Here is a 12,290-nt window from a genome sequence, read left to right on the forward strand (position 1 = left end):
CGCCCTAACGCCCTTGGCGGGCCCGGACCGTCAGCCCTCTCCGGCCGCCCCGCAGGGCCAGCGCGTGATTGACGCGGAAGACCGGCCGGGCCATCGGCATCCAGCGCCGGAGCGCGGCCTTGCGGACGGTGACGTGCTGGGCGAGCCTGGCGACGCAGCCGTCGTTCCCGTCGGGGGCCACGGTCCAGCGGACGCTGCCCGCGATGTCCCCGTCGAGCGCCGCTTCGAGGACGCGCGCGGCCGGGTCCTCCGCCACGGCCGTCAGCGTGGCCCGCAGCGCGTAGGGGAGCGCCGACCTGATCACGACCTCGCACCCCCGCTCGCCGGTCCGCCGCACGGAGCGGAAGGCGGGCCACCACGTGGGGTAGGACGGCACGTCGGCGAGGAGCGCGTACACGGTGTCCGGCGCGAGCGGGGCGCGCCAGGTGCCCAAGAGGCGGATGTCGTGACGGTTCACGCGGTTCTCCCGGTCGGCAGGGGGGCGGAGGGCGGGGGCAGATGGTCACGGGTCCTGACGAAGAACGCGCCCGTGCCGAGCAGCCACACGGCGAGGAACCAGGCGGGGCCGAGCAGCAGATGACCGTACGGAGTGACGCCGGGCGTGAAGGCCGCGGCGACCGCGACCTGGGTGGGGCCGAATCCGGGCAGGAGCTGGAGCCCGTCCTTATCGGCTCCCGCGTTGCTCATGGGGTTCTGGAGCATGGTGTCGAGCAGGCTGGCCATGATGATGACGAAGAGACCGGCCAGCTCGTTGCGCAGGAAGGCGCCGAGCAGGATGCCGATGCCGCCGTAGCTCACGGCGGCCGCGAACAGGCCGAGCGCGAGCAGGACGGGCCGGACCGGATCCCAGTACCAGCACACCACGGCGGTGGCGTACACCGCGATGAGCGCGGAGGCGACCGCCATCGCGACGACCTTGCCGAGCAGCAGACAGGAGCGGGGGTAGCCCGCGAGCGCGAGCCTGCGGTCGAAGGCGAGCGCCTTGAAGGTCGTCATGAACATCATGAAGCCCACGATGAGCGTCACCGTGTTGACGGCCCCCGACACCATCGTCAGGTGGTTGCCGTCGACGGTCACGGTCCGCCCGGCGGCGCGCAGCAGGAAGCGCAGCCGGTCGGGGGTGACGAACCAGTGCTCAAGGGTCAGCCAGAGCGGGATGTACACGACGACGAGCACCAGGGCGAGCCGGTTGCGGGCGTGTTCGAGCAGCGCGAAGGCGGCACCCGTGCGGAAGGCCTCCCAGGTCCGGCTCATCGCGCCGCCCCCGGGACACCGGCCGGCCGGCCCTCCGCGCTCCACGGCGTCGCCACGCCGTCGCGCAGCCGGTGCACGACGTCGAGGCGCCCGGCGTCCCAGGCCAGGTGCGACACGACCAGGACGCAGCGGCCCCGCTCGCGCAGCCGGGTCGCCACGTCCCAGAACCGCAGGTACGTCTCCCAGTCGAAGCCCTGGTACGGCTCGTCCAGGAGCAGCACCCGCGGGTCGTGCAGGAGCGCGAGGGTCAGGTTCAGCTTCTGCCGGGTGCCGCCGCTGAGGAGGCCCACGCGGGTGTGCCGGTACTCGGCGAAGTGCAGCTCGTCGAGGAGTTCCTCCGCGCGCCCCGGCCCGTCGACGCGGTACGCCGTGCGGAACAGGCGCAGGTGCTGGTCGACCGTGAGCGCCTCGTTGAGCACCGCCTCCTGCGGGCAGTACCCCAGCGAGCCGCGGCGCTCCACCCGCCCCGCGTCGGCGGCGACCTGCCCGCACAGGACGCGAAGGAGTGTGCTCTTGCCCGCGCCGTTCTCGCCCACGACGCCCGCGAGGGTGCCCGGTTCGAGGCTGAACGACACCCCTCTCAGGACGCGGCGCGAGCGATAGGCCTTGTGGACGTCGCGCACGCGCAGGGCGTACGGGGCGGTCGGCACGGCGATCTCCTCCTGCGGGGGATGGGCGGCGGCGGGGGCGCGCGGCGGTGCGGCGCGGTCGGCCTCAGCGCCTGCGGCGGGACAGACAGGCGACGAGGGAACTCCACTCCTGCCGCACCTCGCCGGGCAGCCGCGCCGCGTCGAGCGCGGCGAGGGCCGCCGCCACATGACGGGCCGCCGCCTCCTCCGCGCGTTCCCGGCCGCCCACGGCCTCCAGGAGGCGCATGACCTCGGGGACGCGGTCCTGCGGCAGTGGCACGACGTCGAGCAGCTCCGCGACGCGGCGGCCCTCGGGGGAGTCCACCGCCGCGGCGAGCACCAGCGGCAGCGTCTTCTTGCCGCGCACCAGGTCCGCGCCGACGGGCTTTCCGGTGAGCGCGCCGTCGCCCCACAGGCCGAGCACGTCGTCCAGGATCTGGAAGGCCACGCCGAGGTCGCCGCCCGCCGCGCGCAGCGCGCGCACCACCGGCGCCGGCGCGTCCGCGAGCACGGCGCCGAGGGCCGCCGCGCAGCCGAAGAGCGCCCCGGTCTTGCCGCGCGCCATGCGCGCGTACCGGCTCGTCGACACCTCGCGCAGCGCGCGCCGCTCCAGGGCGAGGTCCTCCGCCTGGCCCTCCACCATCTGCTCCACCGCGGTGATGAGGTCCTCCATGGCGGCCCGGGCGCCCGGCGCCTCGGCCCGCAAGACGGTGGCGACGGCCTGGACCACGAGGGCGTCACCGGCGAGCACCGCGGCGCCGGTGCCGAACCGCGCCCACGCGGCGGGCCTGCCGCGCCGCTCGGCGTCGCCGTCCATGATGTCGTCGTGCAACAGGGAGAGCTGGTGCACGAGTTCCACGGCCGTACCGGCGACGGCGGCGAAGCGCTCGGGGGCCCCGACGGAGCGCACCGAGAGCAGCGCGAGCGCCGCGCGCACGCGCTTGGCCACGTGCCGCACCGACGTGGGGGACTCGTCGGCGTCCCACCCCAGGTGGTAGCGGCAGACGGCGGCCGTGGACGGGTGCAGCCCGGCCACGGCCGCCCGCAGCGGGGGATCGACGAGCGCCGCCCCGCGCCGCAGGAGCTCCTCGCCGTCCGCCCCGGGGGCGGACGCGCGCGGCGGGCCGGTGTCGTACAGCGACGTGTCTGTCATGGATCCTCGCCCGCCCGTCGTCCCTGCACCGGTCTCGGCCCCTCCGGTCGCCTAACGACGACAGCGATCACCGGTTGTGACGGTTCGCGCTACGGAGTGACGGTCCGGCGGGAGCGGGCCCGACGGCGGGCGTGCGGAGCGACGGTTGACGTAGGCGGAGCGTAGACGCACGGGCCGGGCGGAGCGCTCCGCGCGCCAAAGGGCGGGCCGCCCCTCACTGTCGCGACGGCGGAATCGGATTCGAACTGGGGCCGGGCCCCGCGGTGGGTCTCGGCCGGAGCCCCGCGGCCTGCGGGGCGCGGTTCGCGGCACGGCACGCGCCCCGGGCGCGCGGGCACCGCTGGGCACACGGCCGTCCGGGTGCGCGTCCGGCGCGGGAGGGTGGCCCGAAGTACGCGCCGCGGCAGCCGGAATCGCTCGAATGCTCCCGTCCCGTGCGGCTCCGCAGCGCCTGGTTTTTCCCAACATCCTGTCGGCTCGTTCGCGCCGCGCGGGGGTTTCCGCGGCCCCCGCGGGCCTCGAAACTGTGCGCCCGGCGCTTGCCATCGGCAGGCGCAGCGGCGTCGGAAGGACGGCGGACAAGGCCATGGTCGGAAATCTGAGGTCCCTCGCGGGCGCGCCGGGTGCGGTCCCCGCCCGGCCCGCACCGGACGGCGAGCCGGAGCGGAAGCGGATCCTCATCGAGCTCACCGGCGAGCAACGGGAAGCGCTGCGCGCCCAGTTGGAGCTGTACGGCGACGAGGCGAGCGAACTCGTCCTGCTCGCGGGCGGTCTCGAACTCGGCACGTTCGGTGTGCGGGCCAGGCCCCGCCTGTACTGACGCGGAACCCGCAGCCCGGCACCACCCCCCGTACCCCGCCCGCGCGTCCCATCGGGAGGAACCGTGAGTGTGCTGTCCGTCCCGCGCCTCTTCTTCAAGGGCAGGGCGTCGTGGAACCCGGCCACCGGGAACAACAACGACCAGTGGCCGCTCTACGACTTCACCCGCGCCGAGCTGAACTGGGAGTTCCTGAACGATCCGGCGCAGCAACCGCCCATCGGCATCACGCCGGACAACGTCCGCGAGGAGTTCCCCGCCTGGGCCCGCACCCTGCGGTGGTACCAGCCGGTGGACGACCAGGGGAGGCCGGCGCCGGGCTGGTGGCAGAACCCCGGCGAGTGGGGCTACTTCGGCGGCATGGAGTGGTGTCTGCACGACACCGCCCGGCCCGACGACCCCGGGCCCGGCGCGTCGACGGACACCCGGTTCACCGGCGGCCAGCTGGAGCCGGGCGGTCCCGTGATCACCTCCGACCCGCTGGTCCACCACCCCGAGGACCCGGACAGCGGCGGGATCATCGACATCGTCGGGGACGCCTTCCCGCACAGCACCTTCCACACCCCGGGCCGCATGGTCGACAACAACCCGGACGCCTGGTGGGGCAGTTCCTTCTACCTCAAGCGCTTCCAGGTCGGCTCGCGCATCGCGCCGCAGTGCCACCTCAGCGGGGACGTCGCACCGGGCTCGTCGATGAACTCCCGGTGGCTGAGCCTGGCCCGCAACCTCAACGCCGACGGGCAGCTCCAGATCGCGGGCGTGGGCGGCGCGGTGCTCCAGGCCTGCGTTCCCGGCGACCCGAAGACGCTGCGGATCGCGTCCGGCACCTCGGCCCTCCTCGACGCGCTCCGGGCGGCCCTCGCCCAGCGGGGCGTCCAAGGCCTCATGGTGCGCCTCACCGCGTACCGGACGCTGTACTTCACAGCCGCCGAGTTCGAGCACTGCGACAGCATCAGCGACCCCCAGGAACGGACGACGGCCCAGTACCGGCGGCTCACCGAGCTGTGGGACCGCGAGCTCAGGGAAGGGCGGACGCCGACCCAGAACCCGTGCGTGTCCACGGTCCTGGGGACCGTCGGCCTCTGGCACGACGGCGAGAAGCCGACCAGCGCGCCCGGCGGCCGGTGCCTGCTGCCGGCACGGATGTTCCAGTGCGCGTACGAGGGCCGGCAGGAGAAGCGCGGAACGTCTCCCCGAGGGACGGCCCTGCAAGGGTGGTGTGCCCCGGCGGTGGCGGAGACCCGGCACACCCGGGACGCGGTGTACGTGAGCCTCGACCTCGGCAACACCCTTCCGGAGATCGACTCCCTGGGGGAGAAGGCGAACCTCGGCGATCTGCGGCTCGTCGTGCGCGACGGGGACGGTGTCGTGCACGCCGTCGGCGACCTCCCCTTCGACGCCTACCGCACCTCGGCGTACGAGACGACCGCGGGCATCGTCGACATCAAGGCGCCCGCGGAGGTCGTGCCGCTGCTCGACACGGGCACCCTGGAACTCCACCACGCCCCGGGCGGCGACCCGGTGGCGCTGCTCACGGAGAGCACCGTCACCGCCGAGACCGACCAGCGCAGCGTCTATCTGGACCAGGGCGAGCCCGGAACGATCACCGTGCAGATACGGGAGCGCGGTGCCATCCCCCGGCGGGACGTGGAGCTCGTGGTCCAGCAGTACGTGCCCGACCCGCCGCAGCCGTGCGCGGAGGGCGGTGCCTGGCGCAAGCCGGACGGCGGCGCTTACCAGGAGGTGCTGGACCTCACGACGCAGACCGTCACGGTGTCGGCGGGGACCGGTGAGGCCACCGTCTCCTTCCGGCCCGTGCGCTCCGGCTGCGCCACCGTCGCGTTCTTCCCCGTCGAGCGCTACGGCCCGGGGACGCCGCCCGCGGCCATCGGCCCCGCGCCCGGCACGGACGACGGCTCGGGGGTGCCCTACGGCATCTCGTGGGCCTCCTACGCCTGTGTGCGCGTGCTGCCGTTCCACGACGACCTGCCCCGGCAGTTCGCCGACTGCTGGAACGCGGGGTTCTCACCGCAGGACGCCTGGGACTTCCTCTACCGGAAGGTCCTGTACGTACACGACGTCGTGTATCCGGTGATGAAGCACTACGCCCACCTCGACCTGGGCGACAAGGAGTCCGTGGACCGCAACATCGACCAGATCGTGGCCCTCGCCGAGCGGGACCTGTTGCACTCCACCCTCTACATGCCCGTGACGCGCGAGCTCTCCGAGGGGCAGCGGCGCGTACTGAAGACGTATCAGGGCCTGGTCGGCAAGGGCTGGCCGGCGGAGAAGCTGGGGGAGTGGCGATGACGGGAACGAGCGCGGGCACCAGGGTGGGCGAGGTCGCGGCGTCGGAGGTCGTCGCCGCCTCGGTGGAGCGCGGCCGCGAGCTGCTGCGGCGGCGGGACGCCTTCGTGCGGCAGCTGAGCCCCTTCGACCGGCAGGCGCGGCTGTGTCTGCGCGCCGACGTGCTCGACGTGACGGTCGAGGGCTACCTCGACTACGTGGGCAACCAGGCCCTCGACTGGACGGACGACGAACTGGCCGCCCTCACCCGCATCGTCGAGGAGATCGACGGGCTCTTCAAGCCCTGGTCCTTCCAACTGCCCCCGACCGTCCTCCTGGTGAAGACCTCCGGCCAGGAGGAGGGGCGCGCTGCCTACACCCGGGGCGAGGACACCATCGTGGTCCCCGCGGGCAAGGTGGAGACGCTGCACCTGCCGTCCCCCGACAGCGACCCGCTGTTCGCCGCGCAGAACACCACGAGCCTGCGGGACCTGCTCGTGCACGAGCTCTTCCACCTGGTGAGCAAGAACAACCGGGAGCTGCGCGCACGGCTGTACGACCTCGTCGGATACACCCTCATGACCGCACCGGTCCAGCTGCCGTCCGTGCCCTGGCCGGAGGCGGCCTCGCCCACCACCATGCCGGAACTGAAGATCACCAACCCGGACACCCCGCTCCTCGACGTCCGGATCCGGCTGAACGTGCCCAAGGGGCCCTACGACGGCCCGGCGCAGGACCTGGTCCCGCGCGACCTGGTGCCGGTCCTGATGGCGGACGGACCGTACGCGGGCGGCAGCTTCTTCGGCTATCTGCGGTGGTACTTCATGGCGGTCGAGGACCAAGGAGGGGGGCGGTGGGCGCCCGTCACTGGGGACGACGGGCGCCCCCTGACGTACCTCATGCCGTTCAGGCCCGACGACAACAGGACCCTGTGGGACCAGTACCTGGAGAAGGTGGGGCGCAACACCGCATCGGAGCTCTTCCACCCGGACGAGGTCATCGCCCAGAACGTCGTCTTCGCCGCGCTGCTGCCGACCCCCGGCCTGCTCGCCGGGGTCGGCGACGTGCTCAGCAGGTAGCCGCCGCACCTCGCAGGGAGGAAGACCCCGACATGGCCCAGACCGATCCGCCGCCGATCCACACCATCGAGGCGCTGCGCGCGGAGCTCCAGGACGCCGTGGCCCTGGAGTTCACCACCATTCCCGCCTACCTCTCCGGATGGCTCACCATCAAGGACCGGCGGACGAGGTTCCCCGACGTCACCCGGATCGTCCAGAGCGTCGTGATCTCCGAGATGCGGCACATGGCCATCGCCGCGAACGTGCTCACCGCCGTGGGCGGCCGACCGGAGGTCACGAAGGCGACGCCCGTGTACCCCTGCCAGATCCCGGACTTCACCCGGGCGGGCCTGGTGCGGCTGCTCCCCTGCGGCGACGACCTCTGGCGGCTCGGCCTCTTCATCGAGCAGCCCGACCCCCTGCCGACGGACACACGGGAGCGGATCCGCGGCGCGATCGACCTGGAGTCGCCGCGGCTGCGCACCGGCGGCGGGCTCGACCTGATCAAGGCCCTGCCGAGCCCCATCCCGCTGCGCTTCGAGTCCATCGGGGACTTCTACAACGCCCTCATCGACGGCATCCGCTACCTGGTGGAGCAGGGGAAGGAGGAGGACGTCTTCCACCCGGAGACCATCACACGGCAGTACACGCACTTCGGGGGCCAGGACAACATCGGCGTGCGCACCTCCGCGGAAGCCGTCGCCCTGCTGACCGACGTCATCCACGAGGGCGAGGGCGACCCGCACCGCATGTGGGACGACAACGGCGAGTTGTCCCACTACTACAAGTTCGACGAGCTGGCACAGGGCCGCCGCTATCTGCCGCAGGACAAGCCCTGCCACCCCACGGGCCCGCGCCTCACCCTGCCCGTGGACACCGACATCGTGCGCGTCCTGCCCGATCCGCAGATGTGCAAGTACCGCAAGGGCTCCCCCGAGTGGCGGGCGGCGGACGCCTTCAACCGCTTCTACGAGCGGCTCGTGGCGAACCTGGAGACCGGCCTCACGGGCCACCCGCAGCAGGTCGACAGCGCGGTGGGGCAGATGCACCAGCTGGAGGTCCTCGCCGACGAGGTCCTCGCGTGCCGGATCGCCGAGGGAGAGTACGCGGGGTACTACGCCGGGCCCACCTTCGAGTGCAGGCCCTACACCGACCAACCCGTCAGGCTCCCCGAACCGGAGGCGTGACGACGCCGCGTCGGCGGCCGACCGGACCCGCCCTCGCCCGGTTCCCGCCATTCACCCCGCCGCGCGGTGCGGCGACTACCGGACAGCTCCGGTGCGCGCGCACCCGGTGGCGCGCGCCCGGCGTCGCGAGACGCGGGACGCAAGGGTGGGAAGCACGCTACTTGACGGGAGCCGGGCGGACATGGGGATGAGACAGGAGCCCTCCCTCACCTCTGCGGGAGGGCAGACGGCCCGTGGGCACGCTCGTACTCTCCACCCCCATGCGAATCACACACCTGCGGCGTTTCGGCCTCGCCGCGTTCCTCGCCTTCTGTCTCGCGCTGCTGGGCCTCGGGCAGACCGCCCGGGCCGACGGCGCGGCCGCCGCTGACGTCACGTTCAGCGCCGACCAGGCCACGGTCACTCCGGGTTCGACGGTCAACCTCACGATGACCTTCACGAACAACCAGGCGACCGACATCTGGTTCGTCTACCAGACGATGCAGCCCACCTGGGCCACCACCCAGCGCCCCGACCTCAAGTACGCCTTCGGCGCCTGCACCGGCACCGGCGTCACCTGCAGCACCACCGGCACCCACCAGCTGGGCTTCAGCTACTCCGTCCCCGTGCCGCCCGGCCAGGCCCGCACCGTCACGCTGCCGGTCCAGATCGCCGCGGACTCCGGCTGCAACGGCAACATCGCCTTCGACTCGTACGTCTACTACGAGTACGACGACGGCCAGGGCAAGAAGGACGGCATCTTCACCACGCCCACCACCCGCGTGCAGTGCGTCACCCCGCCCGGCGCCTGATCCCGCGCGAAGGCGCCTGACGGGGCACGGCCCGGTCAGGCGCTTCTCCTCGCGGACGAGCCCCGGCTACCGGTCCGCCACCCAGCTGCCGTGGAAGCCGAGCGGCACCCGGCCGGGCAGACGGACACGGGCCAGCGGGCGGCCGGTGAAGTCCTGGGCCGCGAGGACCACCAGGTCGGTCGCGCCGCGATCGGGGTCGTTCACATAGGTGAGGACGTAGCCGTCGTCCTCGTCCCGCGCGCCCCGGCGCGGCACGAACACCGGCTCGCTCGCCGCCGCGCCCTTCGGGAGGCGGTGCGTCTGCCGCGTGCCGCGCAGCATGTCGTGCTTGACCAGGTGGTCGGTCGACTTCCCCGCCGGGGGCACGCCGTCGACCGTCAGGTACGCGCGCCACATCTCCGCCGCGCTCACCGTGTACCCGAAGCGGTGCCTCCGGGAGACCAGGGACTCGTTGACGCGGGGGAACTCCTGCGGCAGGTCGTCGACGCGGGTGCCGTGGACCCGGCCGCCGCGCAGGTCGATCCGCCAGCGGTCGAGCGTCGGCGTCCCTGTCGCGGAGGGGCCGCCGCTGCCCCGGCCCGCCGCGTGGAAGGGGGCGGGCATGGAGGTGAAGTCCACCACCACCTCGTCGCCCTGGTCGTAGGCGTTGAGCGTGTGCGAGTAGTAGACCGGGTCGACCTCGAACCAGCGCGTGGCGCCTCCTGCGCGCGGCATGACACCCACGCGCGGGGGGTGGCGCTCGTTCCAGACGTACGGCACCAGTGCCCCCGCTTCGGCGGCCGCCGGGTCGAACGTGATCGGCACGTCCACGATCACCACGTGGTTCCGGGTGAGGGCGAAGTCGTGCATCATCGGCGCGTCCGCCACCGGGATCCTGGTGGTCCGCGCCACCCGCCCGGTGCTGTCGATCACCAGGTGCCGCACGTGGTCCCAGGTCGGGTAGTACGTGACCGCGTGCAGCTCGTCGGCCGCCGCGTCGTACTTCGTGTGCGCGGTGAACGAGCCCTTCAGGGTGTGGCGGAAGTCGTACGGACCCGCCGTACCGAGCTCCCCGTCCAACTCGTACGGGAGCGGCCCGCCTTCCTGGAGCGCCAGGATCCGCCCCTTGTACGGGATCACGTGCGTGTTGCACGCGAAGTCGTCCGGCGGCACCCGGCCCGGGTAGGGCTCGCCCAGCTTCTCCGCGACCCCGGAGGAGCGCACCCAGCGGTTGCGGTACCACTCGGCGCGCCCGTCGCGCAGCCGCACCCCGTGCACCATGCCGTCGCCGAGCATCCAGTGGTGCGCCCGCGGGTCCTCCAGGCCGAGCGCGTTCGGGCCGGTGCGCAGATAGCGGCCGTCCAGGTCGCGCGGCAACCGGCCGGTCACCTCCAGGTCGAACGCGGTCAGCTCCTCCGTGACCGGCGCCAAGGCGCCCTCCAGGAAGGGGAGACGACCGCCCTTGGCCGCGTGGCCGGGCCTCGCCTGTGCCGCCGCCGCGTAGTGGCCGCCTCCGTAGCCGCCGACCACGCTGCCCGCCGCCGCGAGTGCCGCCCCCTGAAGGACCCTCCGCCGCGTGTGACTGGCCATCATGTCTCCCTGTCGCTCGTCGAACCGCTCAGCTGTGACACGGACAAGCCTCCGCCGCGGGAGGCGCCGGGGCAGTCGGCCTAGGACCCGAGACGGGGGTGGTGTTGAGGCCACCTGGCCCGGGGGCGGGACCGCGTCGGCCGCTCGGTGCGGGTGCGCGTGTGGGTGTGCGTGTGTGCGTACGGAAGCGGAGCGGGCGGAAAACACTCACGCGCGTGCGTTCCCTCTTCGCGCCGCTTGCTGCACGCTCTCCCCACGCACGGCTCGCACCGCTCACACGGCCGCACGTCCCAGGGGGCATCGCCATGGACCGGAGACGCTTCGTCGGCGGCGCGCTGGGCACGGCGGCCGGAGCCGCTCTGCTGCCGGTGTCGCAGGCCGGGGCCGCCGCGCGGGCCGACGGCTGGCGGCAGGTCCCGGTGCCCGGCGCGACGGAGATGGCGAGCCTGCGTGCCGTGGCCGCCGCGGGGCCGCGCCTGGCCTGGGCCGTGGGCACGGAGGGCCTCGACCGCGGCACGTACGGCAGGCCGCTCTCGTACCTCTGGAACGGCACCGACTGGTCCCGCACGGACACGGCGGGCCTGCGCTTCAACGGCTTCCTCATGGACGTCGCGGCCAACGCCTCCGGCGACGCGTGGGCCGTCGGGCTCGACCACGAGAACAGCCTGTGGCACCTGTACGCCTGGGACGGCGACGGTTGGGAGCGCGTCCCCTTCCCCGGCGACGGCACCCCGGGCACCACCGTCCACGGCCTCACGGTTGCCCCCGACGGGGACGCCTGGGCCGTCGGCTCGTACGAGAACGGGTCGCGGACGATGCACTGGAACGGACGGCGCTGGCGCTGGCTCCGACCGCTGCCCAGCGGCAACACCAGCCCCGCGGTCGGGGTGCGGCGCACCCGCCGCGGGGACGTCTGGATCCACGGCAACGGAGTGTGCGCCCGCTGGGACGGTGCCTGGCACGAGATCCCGGTCGAGGGCCACCCGAACTACGTCACCGGTCAGCTCCCGGTCGCGGCGGACGACATCTGGGTGTGCGGCTACAACTGGACCCTCACCGGCGGCCGCCCTCCCGGCGCGCGGCTGCGCCACTACGACGGCACGGCGTGGCACCACGTCGAGCTGCCCTTCGTCGCGGGGGAACTCGTCGGGATCGTCGGGGACGGCCGGGACCGGCCGGACCGCATCGCGGGCTGGGAGTACCCGAACTGGAACCAGGCGCACTACCTCCGCTGGGAGAATGGCGGCTGGGTGAGCGAGCGGGGGCCGGAGTCCACGTCTCCGGTGCTGATGAACGGGATCGCGCGGGTGCCCGGGACGCGCGCGTACTGGGCCGTGGGGTCGACGTCCTTCTTCCCGTACCCGCCCGGGCAGGCGCGGATCGAGCGGCTCCGCGTGCCCGGCCCGGCGCTGCCGTCCGCACAGCGCTGAGCAGTGCGGAGCGGCGTGGAGCGGTGCTGAGTGAGGCAGAGCGGTGCCGAGCGGTGCCGAGTGGTGCAGCGTGGTGCCGAGTGGCGCGGCGGAAATTCACTGTCCCGAGGGCCGGA

General features: G+C 73.3%; 11 protein-coding genes. 6 read left to right on the top strand and 5 right to left on the bottom strand.

Annotation, left to right across the window (positions count from 1 at the left end; all coding sequences use genetic code 11):
* Positions 1-4: 4 nt before the first annotated feature.
* The 4 genes from MQV74_RS36045 to MQV74_RS36060 all read right to left on the bottom strand — a co-directional run bounded on the left by MQV74_RS36045 (position 5) and on the right by MQV74_RS36060 (position 3,036).
* Entirely contained in the window at positions 5-457 is a 453-nt protein-coding gene (locus MQV74_RS36045; protein WP_242727456.1) for an SRPBCC family protein, read from the bottom strand.
* Entirely contained in the window at positions 454-1,254 is an 801-nt protein-coding gene (locus MQV74_RS36050) for an ABC transporter permease (RefSeq protein WP_242727459.1), read from the bottom strand. Before MQV74_RS36050 ends, MQV74_RS36045 begins: the two co-directional genes overlap by 4 nt.
* A complete protein-coding gene (locus MQV74_RS36055; RefSeq protein WP_242727461.1) occupies positions 1,251-1,904 on the bottom strand; it encodes an ABC transporter ATP-binding protein in 654 nt (217 codons plus the stop codon). The genes MQV74_RS36050 and MQV74_RS36055 overlap by 4 nt, the downstream gene beginning before the upstream one ends.
* A gap of 64 nt (positions 1,905-1,968) precedes the next feature.
* The gene (locus MQV74_RS36060; protein ID WP_242727463.1) at positions 1,969-3,036 is read right to left on the bottom strand and encodes a polyprenyl synthetase family protein; all 1,068 of its coding nucleotides are present in this window, start codon (positions 3,034-3,036) and stop codon (positions 1,969-1,971) included.
* 586 nt (positions 3,037-3,622) lie between these two features.
* On the opposite strand from MQV74_RS36060, the gene MQV74_RS36065 reads away from it, so the two are divergent.
* From MQV74_RS36065 to MQV74_RS36085, 5 genes are all read left to right on the top strand, one after another.
* Positions 3,623-3,856, top strand: coding sequence for a hypothetical protein (locus tag MQV74_RS36065; RefSeq protein WP_242727465.1), 234 nt, complete (start codon positions 3,623-3,625; stop codon positions 3,854-3,856).
* A 63-nt stretch (positions 3,857-3,919) separates the two neighbouring features.
* Positions 3,920-6,163, top strand: coding sequence for a hypothetical protein (locus MQV74_RS36070; protein WP_242727467.1), 2,244 nt, complete (start codon positions 3,920-3,922; stop codon positions 6,161-6,163).
* Positions 6,160-7,218, top strand: a complete 1,059-nt coding sequence (locus MQV74_RS36075; protein ID WP_242727470.1) for a hypothetical protein — start codon at positions 6,160-6,162, stop codon at positions 7,216-7,218. Before MQV74_RS36070 ends, MQV74_RS36075 begins: the two co-directional genes overlap by 4 nt.
* Positions 7,219-7,250: 32 nt before the next feature.
* Positions 7,251-8,384, top strand: coding sequence for a ferritin-like protein (locus tag MQV74_RS36080; protein ID WP_242727472.1), 1,134 nt, complete (start codon positions 7,251-7,253; stop codon positions 8,382-8,384).
* Positions 8,385-8,644: 260 nt separating this feature from the next.
* Positions 8,645-9,175, top strand: coding sequence for a hypothetical protein (locus tag MQV74_RS36085; RefSeq protein ID WP_242727474.1), 531 nt, complete (start codon positions 8,645-8,647; stop codon positions 9,173-9,175).
* Between the two features lie 66 nt (positions 9,176-9,241).
* On the opposite strand, the gene MQV74_RS36090 is transcribed toward MQV74_RS36085, so the two are convergent.
* On the bottom strand, positions 9,242-10,744 hold the full coding sequence (locus MQV74_RS36090) for a carotenoid oxygenase family protein (RefSeq protein ID WP_242727476.1): 1,503 nt from the start codon (positions 10,742-10,744) through the stop codon (positions 9,242-9,244).
* 305 nt (positions 10,745-11,049) lie between these two features.
* Here MQV74_RS36090 and MQV74_RS36095 point away from each other — a divergent pair, with 305 nt between their 5' ends.
* A complete protein-coding gene (locus tag MQV74_RS36095) occupies positions 11,050-12,174 on the top strand; it encodes a hypothetical protein (RefSeq protein ID WP_242727478.1) in 1,125 nt (374 codons plus the stop codon).
* Positions 12,175-12,290 lie beyond the last annotated feature (116 nt).

This window comes from Streptomyces sp. AN091965 (assembly GCF_022698285.1).
In the GTDB taxonomy this organism is placed as follows: domain Bacteria; phylum Actinomycetota; class Actinomycetes; order Streptomycetales; family Streptomycetaceae; genus Streptomyces.

Coding starts and splice junctions, on each gene's coding strand:
- MQV74_RS36080 (WP_242727472.1), top strand. CDS start 7,251: ATGGCCCAGACCGATCCGCCGCCGATCCACACCATCGAGGCGCTGCGC.
- MQV74_RS36075 (WP_242727470.1), top strand. CDS start 6,160: ATGACGGGAACGAGCGCGGGCACCAGGGTGGGCGAGGTCGCGGCGTCG.
- MQV74_RS36090 (WP_242727476.1), bottom strand. CDS start 10,744: ATGGCCAGTCACACGCGGCGGAGGGTCCTTCAGGGGGCGGCACTCGCG.
- MQV74_RS36060 (WP_242727463.1), bottom strand. CDS start 3,036: ATGACAGACACGTCGCTGTACGACACCGGCCCGCCGCGCGCGTCCGCC.
- MQV74_RS36085 (WP_242727474.1), top strand. CDS start 8,645: ATGCGAATCACACACCTGCGGCGTTTCGGCCTCGCCGCGTTCCTCGCC.
- MQV74_RS36065 (WP_242727465.1), top strand. CDS start 3,623: ATGGTCGGAAATCTGAGGTCCCTCGCGGGCGCGCCGGGTGCGGTCCCC.
- MQV74_RS36050 (WP_242727459.1), bottom strand. CDS start 1,254: ATGAGCCGGACCTGGGAGGCCTTCCGCACGGGTGCCGCCTTCGCGCTG.
- MQV74_RS36095 (WP_242727478.1), top strand. CDS start 11,050: ATGGACCGGAGACGCTTCGTCGGCGGCGCGCTGGGCACGGCGGCCGGA.